A 15,137-nucleotide genomic window follows, 5' to 3' on the forward strand; every position below is an offset into this window, starting at 1 on the left:
ATGTTTTTTAACGGGATAAATCACCAAAAAGGTGGCGGCCGCTCCCCCTGAGGCTCCTGAGTATAGCGAAGGCCGGGAGTTTCTGCCTTTCGGGCAGGGGCGTGCCCCTTCGGATGTTTTTTAAGAGTTCGTTTGCCTTCTTCAGGATGTCATGTTCGAGCTGCAACTGCCGTATGTCGCGTCGAAGCGATTCGACCTGCCGCTCCAGTTCTGCCCGCTCAGGGGGCGATGCTGGATTCTTGGGGCGTTTCATGGATGCCGGAACCTCACGACCGAGTAGCTTGTTTTTCCAGTTGTATAGCGTTGGCCTGCTCACGCCTATCTTCTGGGCAACCACGCTCGCGCTTTCGTCTCTGGTGCACAGTTCGATGACCGCCGTCTGCTTCACCTCGCGGGGTTTCGGAACGCCCCGAGCTTTGCCGACAATGCGCTTCACGGTTCCCGGGCGCAGTTCTTCAACCCACGCTACAAGCGTTCCTCGCCCCGGGTATCCCAAAGCCCTCAAGGTTTCAGCAGCACAACAATCATGGTTTAGATAGTGATCGACGGCCGCCTTCTTCTGTTCGATTGAATACTTCGGCCTCGAACGTACATAGCCACTCCGCACATCATGACATTGTTCGTATTCGCGATGCCAGGACTTAAGCGAGTTCTTTGTCGGGTAGCCCAGTCGTCGAATGGTCGCCGCTAACCGCTTTCCCAGTTTGATGTAAAGCCGAACCGCTCGAATGCGGTCTTCGTACGAGTACATGAACTACCTCCAGGTAGTCCAAGTTTTCGTCCGCACCCCCGGTTCGACGGATAGATTTGCAGTTGAGTTTAATGCGGTGTGGCACCTCCCGATAAGGTTGAATCGCGGGTTGTCCACGGTCGGGCGGCGGGTCGCGTGTCACGACCACGACGCTGCCCGGCGGTGGGCAACCCGCGCGGCGATAAGCTTTGATCTTGCGCATGCAGGTTTTCGAATTCGAGCGGCGAACAGTAGCCGATGCTGCTGTGCAGGCGGCGTATGTTGTCCTTCGAGCGGGCCGTCTTCAGCAGAATCCTGTATCGATTGCCAGTATGGGCTGCGGTTGTAATACTCGTGCACCGACGAACCCCACTGTGCGTCCGCCATCGCGGGCCAATGATCCTTGTCAAAGCCGGGCCCGGCTTTGATGCGCTCGGCAGTCATGTCTGAGCCGGAAGCACTTCTCATCGGTAACCAAGGTCAGCGCACTCCACGGGATCGCATGCAGCGTGTCTCCCATGCCAAGAAAGCCCCCGTTCGACAATAGGGCATACGCGATACGGCCGCCGCGTACGTCGAGCATGATTTCGGAGATTTTGCCGACGTGTTCGCCATCCGGGGTGACGACCTTGTTGCCAGCGAGCGTGGCTGCCGCCGTCACATCGGGACCGGGCCCTTCGCCAACTCCTGTGGCGACGATCTTCGCGCCCGCGCTACCTGTCTGAGACTGTGATTGCGTGCCGGGACTTTCTCACGTGCGACCGGGTACGTCTGTACGGTAGCGGTCAACGCCCTTGACTCGATGCGGCAAATCCCTGTTCCTGTTGCATCGGGTGGGCGACTCATCCTGGTTCCTTCTACGCACGACAGCACTGATGCAACCAGACGGTCGCAGTCGTCACTGCCGAATTCGAACAGGTTGCGCTCGACCAGATCGACATCACGCGCGAGCGATTCGCGCAACAGGCTCTTCGCTCAGAAATGTCGGCTGCGCACGGTTGCCTCGGGAATGTCGAGGCACTGAGCCGTTTCCTCGACAGAATGCCGCATGAACACTGTACGAAGCGCTATCGGTAGCTGCTCGAGTTTGCGTTCGAGCAAGCACGCACCTCGGCGCGCGCCGTGGCCTGATACGGAGGATCGGGATCGTGGGCGGTCATCGCATCAACGTCAGCGTCATTGTTCATCTCAACCGTCGGGCGCCGCCTCGATTGCCCACATCAAACGCGACAGGCCCGCCGACTGCATCAATCCCGGTGGCGGTAGATTCCTTGTCGGAGGTTGGCCCATTCGGACAATTATCATGTGTCGGGCTCGCTTCCTACAGAAAGCAGAACATCCCCAAAACGGCAGTAGCCATCACGACCGTTGCCAGCCAACCGACGACCCGCAATGTGCCTGAAATGCGGAACGTCCCCATGATGTCTGGATTCGATGCCATCTTCATCACGAGCACCATGATCGGGACTGAGGTGACGCCATCAATGACGGTTCCCGATCGACTGGTCGGAGCCGTTCGGCCTTGTCATGATTGAGGCGATGGCGTGCGGGACTCCAGTGATTGCGTTCAATCGCGGCTCGGTACCGGAGGTGATCGATCACGGTGTCACCGGCTATATCTGCGAAGACGTACAGGGTGCCGTCGGTGCACTGCAACGTCTCGATGACCTGTCACGTACAGAGAGATCCGAGCACAGTTCGAGCGTCGCTTCAGCGCCAGGACGATGGCGCGGAATTACGTCGACAGCTACTGACTGGACTGCTGGCAAAACCAACCACTGCCCTGATGCCCGAAACGACTGGAAAACGATGCGCGGGTTGCGAGTCAAATCCGGCTTATTCATCGGGACCTGTTTCGCGTTTTAGTACGCTGTCGTACCGCATTCGCGTTCGCCTGCGCGTAGCGTCAGGGACATCCAGGAACAACTTGGGGAAAATCATGCTGCGACGAACATTCATATGGAGTACGCCGGGATCGATCCTGGCTGTTGGCCTCGCGGTCTCGGGTTGCACGACGACCGGAACATCCGACGCCAGTAGCCATCAGGCTGACAAGCGTCACGCCATCGACGCGGGTGTCGACTCGACGCTTGCACGCCTTTACACGACCGCCAACGGTTCACCTGAACTGGTCGGCAAGGCGCGTGGCGTACTGGTGTTCCCGTCGGTCATTGCTGCTGGTTTCTGGATCGGCGGCCAGTATGGTGAAGGCTCGCTGCGAGTCGGCGGCAGCACGGTCGGGTACTACAGCACCGCAACCGTTTCGTTCGGTTTGCAGATCGGCGCGCAATCGAAAGCCATCATCTTCCTGTTCATGACCGAGGATGCTCCCGCCCGATTCCGTAATAGCGAAGGCTGGTCGGCAGGCGGTGACGCGTCAGTGGCAGTACTGAAAGTCGGCGCGAACGGCAACATTGATACCACCACCGCAACGGCGCCGGTCGAAGCGTTCGTGCTCACGAACAGCGGGTTAATGGCCGGCGTGACGCTCGAAGGCACGAAGGTCACCAGGCTCAAGTCACTATAACGGGTGACGCAGGCGGGGCAGGTTTGTGTCTATTTGCCGTTTTCAATCTTACGGAGGAGGCATGCACATTCTCACGAACGCGGGCCCGCTGGTTTCACTGATTGCTGGCATTCTGATTCTCGTGGTGCCTCGCCTGTTGAATTACATCGTTGCGATCTACCTGATCGTTATCGGGTTGCTCGGGCTGTTCGGGGGACATCTCCACTGAACCGAAACGGCCCGTGAAGAAAGCACGTTGCGAACATCGGTCTTTTTTAACGGTGGTCTCAAGACATCGGGGTATCGATCGCCGGAAGCAGAGAAGGAGTATCGAACATGTTGCGAAGCATAAAGAGTCTTCATGGATGTACCGTCGCGGCACGTGACGGCGACATCGGAAGCGTTGATGATGTCTATTTCGACGACGAAGCCTGGGGCGTGCGCTACCTCGTGGTCGACACGGGAAACTGGATGCGTGAGCGGCAGGTACTGATTTCACCGTATTCGGTCAAACACATGGACCGCGAATCAGGCACCGTCCACGTGCATCTCACACGGCAACAGGTGCGGGATAGTCCGAACATCGATACGCATAAGTCGGTGTCGCGTCAGCACGAAATCGACTACCACCTTTACTATGGCTATCCGACGTACTGGGGTGGTCCAAACATGTGGGGAATGGGTGCCTACCCCGCATTCGACGTACAGGATGTGTCGCCAGACCCAGCATCGGAGGCACTCCCGCGCCCCAACCTGGACGCAGATCAAGTGCCCGCGGACATCCATCTGCACAGCGCAAATGTCGTAGAGGGCTATCACATCGAGGTAGCCGATGGCAGCATAGGTCACGTCTCCGGTTTCATTTTCGACGACGTTGCATGGGCCATTCGTTATCTGACCGTCGATACGCGAAACTGGTGGCCCGGTGGCAAGGAGGTGCTGGTGGCAACACGATGGATCGACCTGATCGACTGGGTTGGCTCTACCGTTTCTACCCGACTCAGTCGCGACGCAATCAAGAATAGCCCCGAGTACGACGACTCCGTTCCGCTCAGCCGCGATTACGAAAGGAGACTCCATGAGTTTCATGGCAGGGACGGATATTGGTGAGGATAGCGCGGGGCAGCGCGGTGTGTTCGCGTGCCGTGGACGTAGCCGCACGGGAGCACATTGCCCCGCAATGTAACGCTTGAGCCCCTGGGCGCGGACACCCTACGACCGCTTTCTGAACTGCTCTTTCGCGTCGCCGTATGTGGCCTGTGTCTTGCCGACGATCTGTTCGATCCTGCCTTTCACCTTGGTCGTTGCACTTCCAGTAGCTTTGCCGACCATTTCCTTCAACTGTCCTTTTGCCTCCTTGACGCGGCCTTTCACTTGATCCTTGTTCATGACATTGCTCCTTGAAATTGACGGATGCCTAGGCCTCACGACACGCGGCCGGCCACTCGTTTTTCAGATGAAACGCTGCGCAACGACGGTCGCGAATAATCCTTCGGGCAAAAATTTCACGCCTATATCCTGCCCAGAACGAGTAGCACTAGCACGACGATCAACACCACGCCTAGCAGGCCGCTGGGCATATAGCCCCACGAACGGCTGTGCGGCCAGGTCGGTATCGCACCGATCAATATGAGTACCAGCAAGACTATCAATATTGTTCCCAACATGGCCCTTCTCCTTTCCGACTCCGTGTTTTGACGAGACCGGTCGCCGCGCTCCCGCTAGTTGCCCGGAATCTTCAAGGTTTTCGCGAGGTATCTCAGCAACGTTCAATTTGATGCTGGCGGGCATCCGCGACACTCCTGAAAGATCTCTACAGTAGAGTGAGCGTGACCTTGATTTGCCACGCAGTCGGTACGGTGGTGGACGCCGGGATCTCTTTGTTTGTAGTGGCCGCTCCGCGTTCACGAGGACCGAGTGCCGACGCACGGCCAGGGGGCGCTCTCGTTGTCGGACTGGGCGTTCAATTGTGCTTTGGCCGGTCGGGAAATGGTTCGGCGCGAGCCATTGGACAATCCGTCCTCGTGAACGGAAGATTTGCCTCTTATATCGCCTTCAGATCAGGCAGCAACCGGTCGAATTCCCGTCTCACTACGCCATAGCATTCACACACGCGTTGCTCTAGCCCCGGTCTGTCCAGCACCTCGATGTGGCCATGACTGTAGCGAATCAGTCCTGCAACCTGCAGTTTCAGCGCCGCCTCCGTCACGCCGGATCTCCGCACTCCAAGCATGTTTGCGATTAACTCCTGCGTCATCTTCAGCTCGTTCGACGGCAGGCGGTCCATGCTGAGCAGCAGCCAGCGGCACAGTTGCTGGTCGATCGAATGATGCCGGTTGCAAACGGCGGTCTGGGCCATCTGCGTGATCAGTGCCTGGGTATAGCGCAGCAACAGCCGCTGCACCGCGCCGGCTCGATGGAATTCCTCTTTCAGAATCCGGGCATCCAGTCGATACGCCGCGCCTGCGCTTTGCACGATCGCCCGGCTTGGTGTGGTTTCCCCGCCCATGAAAAGTGCAATGCCGATGAGCCCTTCGTTGCCCACAATCGCAATTTCGGCGGACGAGCCGTCTTCCATGACGTACAGCAGCGAGACGATGGACGTGGTCGGAAAATACACGTCATGGAGGCGATCGCCCGATTCGTACACGACGTGCCCCAAGGGCATCTCAACCAGCACCAGATGGGGGGTAAGGCGAAGCGATTCCGCCTCGGGCAGAACCGCGAGCAGGTGATTTTCTTTGAAACGAGGTTGGCTTTGCATGTGTCGCTCCCCGGGCACTCTCACAGAAACCGCACCGTCTTCGCCGGTTTGTTCTTCACAACGTCAGGTTTCGACGGCAGTTGGGCGAAAGCGTCAGACAAATTGGCGAAGATGCCGGGGCGTGGCAATGCGCAGCCGCACTCCCTGAACTCCGAGTCTGACTGGACCCTCTTTAAATTATAGTTCGCTTGCGCACGATGGGATGGTACGTCGCGGCGCGCTCTGACGGCTGTCAGCCATGGCTGGGCGGCTGATTGATCAAGCCGTTCACCTTCAACGTGAGTACGTCGATCGGCGACGTTGCGGCACATCTTCGCAACGCAGAACGGTCGGCGTCCACGATGACTGGCGCCAGTCGATGTTCGAAATGCGCTGTTGAAATTCGATACGCGCCTGCGGCACTCGTTATCATATAGCCGGCCAAGCTTCGCGGTGAGCTGCTTGCGGTAGAGCGACGTTCGTGGCAGATGTCGCTTGATGGCGAAATGCTGCCGGTTCACGCCGAAGCCCGGCAGGAATGCGTGGGTGGGCACGAGCAGGCGGAAGCTCCGCGTGCGGCGTTCGCGCGAGGGCTGAGGACTATTTTCGGCGCAGTTATTGACGCGAGCGCAGGCTCTGACGAACACGTGCCCGACGGGCGCGAACTCGGGCATCGTCTCAATGCCTGACAGGATGATGCGGGCACACCGGAAATCCTTGAAGCCCATCATGGGCTATGATCAGGAAAGGCCAGATGAAGGACAGCGGCGTCACCCGAACCGCTGCCGATCAGTTCTATTCGTTGGTGGCGTAAGGACTCCTTGTCATCGCGGAATTTTCTTGCGTTGCCGTCATTATCGCGACACAACCGACGAAATCGACCTCCCCAGGTTTTGCACGCTCTCCTCTACGGCAGCGTAGAGGTCTTCGATCTTTAGCACACGGGCACCTGACTCTAGTTTCTATGTGCGCCGTCGGCCGACATGCGCGATAACCCCACGAAGCGCTCAGCATTGCTGAACTCGCTCAGGCGCGGCTCCACGCGTCTATATTGTCTATCCGTGACGTGCGTCGGCTTACGCCGGTTGCTACAACGCCTAAGCCCTGCGAGTGTGCTTCGGGAAGACGGCCGGATAACTCTGGCCGCAGTACGTAGGGCGACGGCCGAACGCGGCGGGTCGGGCGACACTGAAATCGAAAGTGCGGCAGACGACATCGCGAGCTGCCAGCAGCGCTGCGTGCGACGTCAGGGTGGCGCTTGTCGTGATGGGCACGCGGGGCAGGCATGGCGTGGGAAGGGCCGTGCTGGCAACGTCGCCAAGCAGTTCCTGCGCATGGCGACTTGCCCAGTCATGCTGATCCGATCCGAGACAGGCCTGTCGCAGTGAAGCCGCGTACCGAACATGAAACTTTGCCGGTCTATCCGGATTGGTATACAGTCAATCGTTGACCGCCACGCGATGGGCGCGCATTGCTCCATCCGTTCCTCATGGGTCTGCCGTCAGTATGAAATACAAAGACTATTACGAGACCTTGGGTCTCGAGCGTAGCGCGTCTCAGGAGGACGTCAAACGCTCGTATCGAAAGCTCGCACGCAAGTACCACCCTGACGTTAGCAAGCACACTGACGCCGAAGATCGCTTCAAGGAACTGGGTGAAGCCTACGAGGTGCTCAAGGACCCGGAGAAGCGCGCAGCCTACGACCGCATGGGCAGCGAATGGCGCAACGGCCAGGACTTCCAGCCGCCGCCGAATTGGGACGAGGGCTTCGAATTCCGCGGCGCGGGCAACGAGGCTGCGGAACAAGCGGATTTCCACGATCTCTTCGAGAAGATGTTCGGCGGCGCGCGGAGCGCGCATCCGCGGCAGCGGCCTTTTGATGTGCGCGGCGAAGACCATCACGCGAAGGTACTGATCGATCTCGAAGATTCCTATCGCGGTGCCCAGCGCTCGATTTCGCTGCAAATGCCTGTGATCGATGAACACGGCCATGTTTCGCTAGAAACCCGTACGCTCAATGTATCCATTCCAAAGGGGATTCGCGCAGGCCAGCACCTGCGGCTGAGCGGGCAGGGAGCCGCAGGCGCCACGCCCGGAACTGCCGGCGATCTCTACCTGGAAATCGCCTTTCGGGAACACCCGCGCTTTCGCGTGGACGGGCGCGACGTGTCGCTCGAGTTGCCGGTCGCACCGTGGGAAGCGGGCCTCGGCGCGCAGGTTACCGTGCCGACGCCTGACGGTTCGGTCGAGATGACGGTGCCAGCGGATTCCGCCGGCGGCAGGCGCTTGCGGCTCAAAGGCAAGGGCATTCCAGGCAACCCGCCGGGTGATCTGTATGTGATTCTGAACATCGTGCTGCCGCCGGCGGATAGCGACACTGCGAAGGCCGCTTACGATGCGATGCGGCAGGCGTTCAACTTCAATCCTCGCGCGCACTTCTATCGGTGATCATCGTGAAAGAGACGAGTACAACGACCTATTTGCAAGGGCAGATTGTCGATGAGAACGTCGAGTTCACCTTGGTTGAATTGAGCCGGGTGAGCGGGGCATCGGAGGAGGAACTGACGCTCTGGGTGTCTGAAGGCGTGTTTGAGCCAAGGGGCGAGCGGCCGCAGGAGTGGCGCTTCAGCGGCGCGGCGCTGCGACGCGTGCGGACCGCGCAGCGGCTGGCACACGACTTTCAGATCAACCCTCCCGGCGTCGCGCTAGCCCTCGATCTGCTCGACGAGATCGACGTATTGCGCGCGCGTGTGAAGCGCCCTCGTGGAAGCTAGGCGAGCCTGTGCGTGATGTCCTGCCGCACGGCGACCGCCGGGGCCGATCCGAATGATCCGGGCATCAGTCCTGCAAACGCGGAGCTCTGAATCTGGAGTTGCAACGCAGTTATTCAGGGCAATAAGCCTGTCCTACCTCTGAGCAAGTTGGGTGGATTGGGCCGCGAAGGCGTCGTTGATAACGAGGTCATACGTTACCTGGCTGAATCCTGGATTATCATGCAGCAGTTTTCTCTCCAGGGCTTCGCAATCAGGACGCTTGTCAAGTGCTGCCGAGACATATGCCCGTGCGTCCTGGTTCAGACGCCTGACTCGCGCTATCGCCTCGTCTATCTGTTGCAGGGCCTTGTTCGGGTAGATCTCCGTAACAATGATCGGCGCTGAGGAGGATGAAGATCCCGGCGTTATGTCGACGAGGCTATGGTTATAGCGCTCGACACGAAAGACACCATCCAGGAACTCTCCCTCTGACGCAATCTTCAGCGCGTGATCGCGCCCTGTAACTGACGGTGGTTGAAGATCACTCATGGCCTCTCCCGATTTCATGGTGAATGCCTGTTTGTTTAGACTAGCAGATCCTGGCGTGTAGGGTTACGTTGCCTAAAAACAGGACCACGATCTAGTCTGACCGCCCGGCGGAGCAGCTCGTCGGTTCAGGATTGGACCGGCTTCAGCCACCATTTGCCAGTCGCCAGGGCGAGCCCAGGCTGCTAAAACAATCGCAGAGATCCCAGGCGTGCTTTTGGCGTCGTCGTATGCGAGCCAGCCGCCGTTTTTCCGGCGCTGGAGGCTTCGATGGCTGCGACAGAACGGATCGCGATGACGATGCGCGAGCTGGACAGATTCAAGGTCATTCAGGATGTGGCGGACGGCAAACTCAAGCCGTGGCGCGCTGCCGGGGGACTCGCTCTGACGACACGGCAGATCCGCTGGCATGTAACCCGACTGCGGAAACATGGACCGGCTGCCTTGGTTTCCAGTCGTCGGTCGCGACCTGGAAACTGCCGTCTGGATGCCCGAGTCGCGGATCGAGCGATCACGATCATCCGCGACCGATACGCCGATTTCGGGCCAACGTTGGAGCTGGCGGCCATCAAGCGGCCAATTTTCCGGGAGTTGGTTGCAAACGAATCTCGTGCGTTCCAGTCAAATATCTGGGCTGACCTGCTGTACGGAGTCTGACATGGCATCCCGTCGAACGATAAGAAAAAGCTTCACGCTGCAGTGTGCGTGTAGCAAGACCTCCGCCGCGCTGAGCTGTGCGGCGATCCTGGTGTTGGGCGCCTGTGCGCAGCCTTGGCAGGGCTTCGAGGCCGGCCAACCGGAAAGCGACGTTGTCGCCAGACTCGGCCAGCCGCGCGAGGTCTACGACCTGCCTGGCGGCGCGAGGCGTCTGATGTGGCCGACACAGCCGATGGGTGAAGTCACGACGGCTGCGGACATCGACGCGATGGGCAAGGTGATCAGCGTCCGGCAAGTGCTTCAGCCGAGCGAGTTCTATCGGGCAGAGGTCGACAAGTGGACGAAGAAAAACGTGCTTGTCAACTTCGGTCGCCCGGAGGAAACCACTTACTTTCCATTGATGAAGCGTGAAGTATGGAGTTATCGCTATCTGGAAGACGGTGTGTGGTACCAGTTGTTCCATTTCTATTTCGATGACACTGGCGTGCTCCGCTCGACCCAGAAGAGCCCTGACCCACTCCACGAGCAAAATGGAAATGATCACCGGCCCTAACCTTGATGAAGGGTAAGGAGGAGCATGTTTGGGAACGGGGACGCCGACTTCGCGACGCCCCCTCGTTTGTATGATGACGCTGCGTAACGATTCCCAGGTCAAGAAGCCGTCCTCGCCTCGACCCTGATGACTGGACACAATGAAAACCGAACTGACTATTTTCACCGGGACCATGTTTCTGGCCCTCGTTGAGGTGCTTCTGCCAGCAATGCTTCGCAATCGCGAGACCGACCTCGACTACAACGCGGGCCCATGCGACGCACCTGAAACGCCGGCTGGAAATACCACCGGCAGGCTCATGCGCGCGTAGAGTTGAGTCCGCCCTGCGGACCGGTATCTCTGCGCCGTTTGCTATCGGTGCTAGAGCACCACGGTGTCGTCTATCAGCCGCTGTGCAGCGCTGTACCCTGCCATAAACGCCTCGGCCTCCGTCCCGAACGGCCGCTGACCATCTGCCATCAAACTTATCGGCGCAAACGTGCCGCCAATAGCACCCGCGCTTCTGATGCGCACGACGGATACGAACCCGTGCGGGCGTAGCAACCAGACACCCTCATCACCACTTCGCTCTAGCTCCACGGCCACTTCGAAGCCTTTGTAAGTGTAAATTCTCTTCATAGTCGGCGTAACTTCTGGAAGGCAAACAAACAAGCCGTTGGATCGCTTACTGACTAGCAATGTACGCTTTCTCGCCCCCGACATGGGGCGGCATAACGCGTCGATCGTCACCTGGTCAAGCCTGCAAGCATCTCCCAACTGAACGAACTGGTCGCTTCCTTTCCTGTAGTGGTCAAGTTATTTCGGACAGGTAGATAGGTTCTTTTACTGTCGGTTTTGCCTCGTAGGCAGCGGGCGACAGATAGCCCAAAGTCGAATGCAAGCGTACGGCGTTGTAGAAACCGACGATGTACTGGTTGATGTCGCGCCGTGCCTCATCGTGGTTGGCGTACTGACGCTGCCATACGCGCTCCATTTTCAGGTTCAGGAAGAACCGCTCCATCACCGAATTGTCCCAGCAATTTCCCTTGCGGCTCATGCTGCAAACCACGTGATGCTGCCTGAGCAAGGCCTGGTATTCATCGCTCGCGTACTGGCTGCCCCTGTCCGAATGTAGCAGCAGTCCGGGCGCTGGCCGGCGCTGCTGTAATGCCATGGTCAGTGCCGACATGACCAGTGCGGCCGGCATCGTGGGCGCCATGGACCAGCCGACCACCTTGCGCGAGTACAAGTCCAGCACGACCGCCAGATACAGCCAGCCCTGCGCTGTGCGGATGTACGTGATGTCTGAAACCCAGGCGCGATTGGGCTCGGCAACATCAAACTGCCGGTCGAGCACATTCTCCGCCACAGGTAGCGTATGCCGGCTGTCGGTCGTCGAGACGAACTTGCGCTTCCAGTTCGTGCGCAGACCTGCTTCACGCATCAGCGTACGCACCCGGTAACGACCAATACGTAACCCGTGTTCCCGCAGCGCATGCATCACACGCCGGCTGCCATAGTTCGCGCCGCTGGCGGCGAATGCTGCCTTGACATGGGTCTGTTGCTGCAGGCTCTTTACGCTCGGCTTTGCACGCCGGTGCTCATAATAGCCAGAGCGGCTCACCTGCAAAAGCCGGCAGGCGTGACTGACCGATACGGCCTCCTGTTGCAAGTGAGTTACCACGCGGTAACTCACTTCAGTTCCCGGGCAAAGAAGGCCGATGCTTTTTTTAACAGAGAGTTGTCCTCTCTCAATTGCCGGTTCTCAGCTTCAAGTTGCCGGATGCGCTGCTGTTCCGCCGTCAGCGGCTTGCCCTCGCCGGGGCCGCCTGCGCGTTCCGCATCATACTGGGCCACCCAGCGCCGTACGGCTGTCTCTACAAGGTCCATCGACCGGCAGACTTCGCCGACCGATAAGCCCTGGTCTCGAACCATCCGTACCACTTCCAGCTTGAAGCTGGTGTCAAATTGTCGGCGCCTTCTTGTCATCTATCGTTTTTCCTCGTCGATTCCGGATTGTCCTCCTATCGACCTGTCCGAGGAAATTAGACCATCACATCCTCACCACCGAGCACACAGGCCACACAATAGCCTGTTGATACTGGAGGCTTTCCGAGGGCGCACAAATTCGGCCGGCCATTCTCCACGGTGGCAATTCGCTCCAGACCGTCGGGTAGGACTCGCCTTGCGCAAGGCATCCCGTGTCCGCACATGGAATGGCGGCCGTGAAGGTTTGAAGGTTCGCGCATTTGACCGAGTTGTAGACGGACAGCGAATCGCGAACGGCTGCTTAGGTACAGGTTTCGGCCGCATGCGAGGCACGGTCGAATGACGGAACGGGGTCGATCACCGTCATTCGAACCGGTAGGTCGCTATCTCCTCGGCTGCCGCGCGCGGGCTACGTCCGTGCCTTCTCCGAGCTACCAGAATTCCCGCCTCAGGCGACGAGCGCTCACGCTTAACCCGGTTTTCCGTTCGTATGGGAAGTCGATCGTTATGGAAAGCAGGAACTGGTTGCAGCCAGAGAGGTAGGCCGCTCCGGCCGCAACCACCGTTCATAATGAAACGCCCCGCAACGACGCGATCAGCTTGTCGGCAGCAGAGAACCGCCCGCGTTTGAGTGACAGTGGCGGCACAGCCTCGATCGCCTCGATCTTTTCCGTGGGGTCAGCACGCAGATAGATTTCAGTAGTTTGCATCTGGGCGTGACCAAGCCACAGAGAAACTTTCCGCAGATCGCGCGTCGCTCGGAAGATCATCATGGCACAGGTACGACGTAGTACATGCGGGGAAACCCGTTTTCCCCGCAGTGAGTCGCAACTCTTCGCGGCGATCTGTACGTACTTACGAAGCAGATAGGCGAAACCCGCTCGCGTCATCGGTTCACCGCGTGAATTGACAAACAATTCCGGGGTTGGTGGATTACCCCGTATCGCGAGCCAAGCGCGAAGATCGGCGGCAGCCTGCTTCCATAGCGGCAAAGACCGCTCCTTTCGCCCCTTGCCCATCACTCGGACCATCGGTATCGGTTGGAGATTTACGGCACAAAGCAACAGACCAGTCAATTCTGACACCCGCAGCCCGGCAGAGAGGCACAGATGGAGCATGGCGCGGTCACGAATTCCCGCGCGCGTGCGGACATCTGGCGCGTTCAAGATTGCCTGTATCTCGGCCAGGGAGAGGTAACTGATCAGTGGGATGTCGGCCTTCTTCGAGGGAATCGCCTGAATGCGCAGGCTTTGTTCGAGAGCAGACGGTACGCGATGTTCAACGAAATGCAGGAAGGACTTGATCGCCGCCAACCGGACATTGCGGGTACGAGCGCCATTGTGTCGCGTCACCTCGATGTGTGTCAGGAAATCCGTCACAAGGCGCGCGTCGATCTGCTCCAGATTGAGCTTCGACGGACGCACCTTGAGTCGGTCGCTTGCGTATTCGAAGAGTAACCGGAACGTGTAAGCGTAACTCTCGCAGGTATTTGGGCTGGCGCCGCGCTGCAAGGGCAGCCGTTCTTGCAGGAACGCAGTGATGTGGGGTGCAATCGGTGTCATGGTGTAGCTCCTTGCACGAAGGACTCGCAAGCGGCAGCAATATCGGTCATCAACTGAGGCGTGCTATCCAGATACCAATAGGTGCTTTCAAAATGTGCGTGTCCCATGTACGTGCTGAGTGCAAGCATGTGGCGCGTGACTCGGTCCCTCGTATCAGGACAGGACTCCAGCGCTTTGACGGCAAAGCGATGCCTCAAATCATGCAATCGAGGCCGAGGGCCGACTCCGGAACCGTGAATGTCTGCGGCTTTGCAAATGTCTTGAAAGGTCTGCGCGACAATCGCGTAGCCAAGGCAGCCGCCGCCTCGACTCGATACAAACACATGGTCAGTACGAGCGAATGGCTGACGGTGACGGAGGTACTGTTGCAGAGCGACGGCTACGCTTTCGTGTATCCACACGAGACGTGTCTTCCGGAATTTGGTTTCGCGAATCACCAATCCTTCCGGCGTAATGTCCTGGAGGCGCAGCGATAGCGCTTCAGAGATCCGCAGCCCTGTGGCGGCGAGCAATCCGAAGAGGGTCTGGTAGGTATCGCCGCGTAGGGTGCCCGGAGGCCCCAGGCGCGCGGCGTGCAACAGCAGTCGCTTGATCTCGTCGTCAGTGCAGATATATGGCGTTCGGCGTTGCCGGTGCCGACAGAAGACATGATCAGGAGGCACTTCGTGATTCGTGTCTTCCGCGCGGGCAAAGTGAGCGAAGCGGATCAGAACACGAAGACGGTTGGCGCGCTGATTCGCGGAGCGCCCCAGCGCCGCCCATTCGATGGCCGTCTTTCCGGTCACGTACTGATCGCCCCGATCGGTTGCGAAATCGGCGTAGCTTCGCAGATACCGTTCGACGATCTTGAGCTGAAACCCGACCGCTCGCCGTACGGCCAGATAGGTGCCCACGGTATCGATCAACATGGCAGTACTCCCGGCCAAGGCAGGGCGACCTGCCTGAGCAAATCGACGTCGACCTTCGCATAGAGTAAATGCACTGCAGTACATTTACTCTATTAGCTACCGTGGATCGTTATGTAGAGTCACCGTGGCAAACGCTTTGTGAGCAAGGCGTCAGCATCAGCTTACTGCGCATAAAGTTTCATGATGAGAGTCCTGGCGGCCATCGGGGCCG

At 58.8% G+C, this 15,137-nt stretch carries 16 protein-coding genes and 5 pseudogenes; 10 read left to right on the top strand and 11 right to left on the bottom strand.

Annotated features, from left to right (window positions below; genetic code table 11):
* Positions 1-118: 118 nt before the first annotated feature.
* Positions 119-751 (bottom strand): annotated as a pseudogene (locus FVF58_RS49490) (transposase); the annotation flags it as partial.
* 273 nt (positions 752-1,024) lie between these two features.
* Positions 1,025-1,430, bottom strand: a pseudogene (locus FVF58_RS49495) (PRC-barrel domain-containing protein); the annotation flags it as partial.
* Positions 1,431-2,221: 791 nt separating this feature from the next.
* On the opposite strand from FVF58_RS49495, the pseudogene FVF58_RS49500 reads away from it, so the two are divergent.
* The 4 genes and pseudogenes from FVF58_RS49500 to FVF58_RS49515 all read left to right on the top strand — a co-directional run.
* A pseudogene (locus FVF58_RS49500) lies at positions 2,222-2,484 on the top strand (glycosyltransferase); the annotation flags it as partial.
* A 185-nt stretch (positions 2,485-2,669) separates the two neighbouring features.
* Positions 2,670-3,257 (top strand): BPSL1445 family SYLF domain-containing lipoprotein, encoded by a 588-nt coding sequence (locus tag FVF58_RS49505; RefSeq protein WP_149676766.1) that lies wholly within the window; start codon positions 2,670-2,672, stop codon positions 3,255-3,257.
* A gap of 61 nt (positions 3,258-3,318) precedes the next feature.
* Positions 3,319-3,465, top strand: coding sequence for a DUF3096 domain-containing protein (locus tag FVF58_RS49510; RefSeq protein ID WP_115102851.1), 147 nt, complete (start codon positions 3,319-3,321; stop codon positions 3,463-3,465).
* 107 nt (positions 3,466-3,572) lie between these two features.
* Positions 3,573-4,346: a PRC-barrel domain-containing protein gene (locus tag FVF58_RS49515; RefSeq protein WP_149676767.1), complete on the top strand. Its 774-nt coding sequence runs from the start codon at positions 3,573-3,575 to the stop codon at positions 4,344-4,346.
* Positions 4,347-4,448: 102 nt separating this feature from the next.
* Here the strand turns inward: FVF58_RS49515 and FVF58_RS49520 are convergent, their stop codons facing one another.
* The 4 genes from FVF58_RS49520 to FVF58_RS54625 form a co-directional block, all read right to left on the bottom strand.
* A complete protein-coding gene (locus FVF58_RS49520; RefSeq protein WP_149676768.1) occupies positions 4,449-4,625 on the bottom strand; it encodes a CsbD family protein in 177 nt (58 codons plus the stop codon).
* Between the two features lie 122 nt (positions 4,626-4,747).
* A complete protein-coding gene (locus FVF58_RS49525; RefSeq protein ID WP_149676769.1) occupies positions 4,748-4,903 on the bottom strand; it encodes a DUF3309 family protein in 156 nt (51 codons plus the stop codon).
* A 377-nt stretch (positions 4,904-5,280) separates the two neighbouring features.
* Positions 5,281-6,000, bottom strand: coding sequence for a Crp/Fnr family transcriptional regulator (locus tag FVF58_RS49530; RefSeq protein WP_149676770.1), 720 nt, complete (start codon positions 5,998-6,000; stop codon positions 5,281-5,283).
* A gap of 20 nt (positions 6,001-6,020) precedes the next feature.
* Entirely contained in the window at positions 6,021-6,710 is a 690-nt protein-coding gene (locus FVF58_RS54625) for a hypothetical protein (protein WP_149676771.1), read from the bottom strand.
* A gap of 5 nt (positions 6,711-6,715) precedes the next feature.
* Here FVF58_RS54625 and FVF58_RS55160 point away from each other — a divergent pair.
* The 3 genes and pseudogenes from FVF58_RS55160 to FVF58_RS49555 form a co-directional block, all read left to right on the top strand.
* Positions 6,716-6,793 (top strand): annotated as a pseudogene (locus FVF58_RS55160) (IS6 family transposase); the annotation flags it as partial.
* A gap of 692 nt (positions 6,794-7,485) precedes the next feature.
* Positions 7,486-8,427, top strand: a complete 942-nt coding sequence (locus FVF58_RS49550; protein WP_149676772.1) for a DnaJ C-terminal domain-containing protein — start codon at positions 7,486-7,488, stop codon at positions 8,425-8,427.
* Entirely contained in the window at positions 8,424-8,753 is a 330-nt protein-coding gene (locus FVF58_RS49555; protein ID WP_149676773.1) for a chaperone modulator CbpM, read from the top strand. The genes FVF58_RS49550 and FVF58_RS49555 overlap by 4 nt, the downstream gene beginning before the upstream one ends.
* Positions 8,754-8,885: 132 nt before the next feature.
* Here FVF58_RS49555 and FVF58_RS49560 read toward each other — a convergent pair whose 3' ends face one another.
* A complete protein-coding gene (locus FVF58_RS49560) occupies positions 8,886-9,281 on the bottom strand; it encodes a hypothetical protein (protein WP_149676774.1) in 396 nt (131 codons plus the stop codon).
* A 267-nt stretch (positions 9,282-9,548) separates the two neighbouring features.
* On the opposite strand from FVF58_RS49560, the pseudogene FVF58_RS49565 reads away from it, so the two are divergent.
* The 3 genes and pseudogenes from FVF58_RS49565 to FVF58_RS52180 form a co-directional block, all read left to right on the top strand.
* Positions 9,549-9,833 (top strand): annotated as a pseudogene (locus FVF58_RS49565) (ISNCY family transposase); the annotation flags it as partial.
* Positions 9,834-9,936: 103 nt separating this feature from the next.
* Positions 9,937-10,488 (top strand): hypothetical protein, encoded by a 552-nt coding sequence (locus tag FVF58_RS49570; RefSeq protein ID WP_149676775.1) that lies wholly within the window; start codon positions 9,937-9,939, stop codon positions 10,486-10,488.
* Positions 10,489-10,627: 139 nt separating this feature from the next.
* Entirely contained in the window at positions 10,628-10,798 is a 171-nt protein-coding gene (locus FVF58_RS52180) for a hypothetical protein (RefSeq protein ID WP_188131215.1), read from the top strand.
* 50 nt (positions 10,799-10,848) lie between these two features.
* Here FVF58_RS52180 and FVF58_RS49575 read toward each other — a convergent pair whose 3' ends face one another.
* The 4 genes from FVF58_RS49575 to FVF58_RS49590 form a co-directional block, all read right to left on the bottom strand.
* Positions 10,849-11,106 carry a hypothetical protein gene (locus FVF58_RS49575; protein ID WP_149676776.1) on the bottom strand — a complete coding sequence of 86 codons (258 nt, stop codon included), beginning with the start codon at positions 11,104-11,106 and terminating at the stop codon, positions 10,849-10,851.
* A 172-nt stretch (positions 11,107-11,278) separates the two neighbouring features.
* Positions 11,279-12,456, bottom strand: a protein-coding gene (locus tag FVF58_RS49580; protein WP_223191243.1) for an IS3 family transposase whose coding sequence is annotated in 2 segments (ribosomal slippage) — positions 11,279-12,189 and positions 12,189-12,456 — 1,179 coding nt in all. Because the reading frame shifts where the segments join, the coding sequence is not laid out codon by codon here.
* 566 nt (positions 12,457-13,022) lie between these two features.
* Positions 13,023-14,018 carry a tyrosine-type recombinase/integrase gene (locus tag FVF58_RS49585; RefSeq protein ID WP_149676777.1) on the bottom strand — a complete coding sequence of 332 codons (996 nt, stop codon included), beginning with the start codon at positions 14,016-14,018 and terminating at the stop codon, positions 13,023-13,025.
* The gene (locus FVF58_RS49590; protein ID WP_223191244.1) at positions 14,015-14,926 is read right to left on the bottom strand and encodes a tyrosine-type recombinase/integrase; all 912 of its coding nucleotides are present in this window, start codon (positions 14,924-14,926) and stop codon (positions 14,015-14,017) included. The genes FVF58_RS49585 and FVF58_RS49590 overlap by 4 nt, the downstream gene beginning before the upstream one ends.
* Between the last annotated feature and the right edge of the window lie 211 nt (positions 14,927-15,137).

The organism is Paraburkholderia panacisoli (genome assembly GCF_008369935.1).
GTDB classification, from domain to species: Bacteria; Pseudomonadota; Gammaproteobacteria; order Burkholderiales; family Burkholderiaceae; genus Paraburkholderia; species Paraburkholderia panacisoli.

Bases quoted from the DNA above. Each gene is read 5' to 3' on its own strand.
- FVF58_RS49505 (WP_149676766.1), top strand. From the start codon at position 2,670: ATGCTGCGACGAACATTCATATGGAGTACGCCGGGATCGATCCTGGCT.
- FVF58_RS49510 (WP_115102851.1), top strand. From the start codon at position 3,319: ATGCACATTCTCACGAACGCGGGCCCGCTGGTTTCACTGATTGCTGGC.
- FVF58_RS49515 (WP_149676767.1), top strand. From the start codon at position 3,573: ATGTTGCGAAGCATAAAGAGTCTTCATGGATGTACCGTCGCGGCACGT.
- FVF58_RS49520 (WP_149676768.1), bottom strand. From the start codon at position 4,625: ATGAACAAGGATCAAGTGAAAGGCCGCGTCAAGGAGGCAAAAGGACAG.
- FVF58_RS49525 (WP_149676769.1), bottom strand. From the start codon at position 4,903: ATGTTGGGAACAATATTGATAGTCTTGCTGGTACTCATATTGATCGGT.
- FVF58_RS49530 (WP_149676770.1), bottom strand. From the start codon at position 6,000: ATGCAAAGCCAACCTCGTTTCAAAGAAAATCACCTGCTCGCGGTTCTG.
- FVF58_RS54625 (WP_149676771.1), bottom strand. From the start codon at position 6,710: ATGATGGGCTTCAAGGATTTCCGGTGTGCCCGCATCATCCTGTCAGGC.
- FVF58_RS49550 (WP_149676772.1), top strand. From the start codon at position 7,486: ATGAAATACAAAGACTATTACGAGACCTTGGGTCTCGAGCGTAGCGCG.
- FVF58_RS49560 (WP_149676774.1), bottom strand. From the start codon at position 9,281: ATGAGTGATCTTCAACCACCGTCAGTTACAGGGCGCGATCACGCGCTG.
- FVF58_RS49570 (WP_149676775.1), top strand. From the start codon at position 9,937: ATGGCATCCCGTCGAACGATAAGAAAAAGCTTCACGCTGCAGTGTGCG.
- FVF58_RS52180 (WP_188131215.1), top strand. From the start codon at position 10,628: ATGAAAACCGAACTGACTATTTTCACCGGGACCATGTTTCTGGCCCTC.
- FVF58_RS49575 (WP_149676776.1), bottom strand. From the start codon at position 11,106: ATGAAGAGAATTTACACTTACAAAGGCTTCGAAGTGGCCGTGGAGCTA.
- FVF58_RS49585 (WP_149676777.1), bottom strand. From the start codon at position 14,018: ATGACACCGATTGCACCCCACATCACTGCGTTCCTGCAAGAACGGCTG.
- FVF58_RS49590 (WP_223191244.1), bottom strand. From the start codon at position 14,926: ATGTTGATCGATACCGTGGGCACCTATCTGGCCGTACGGCGAGCGGTC.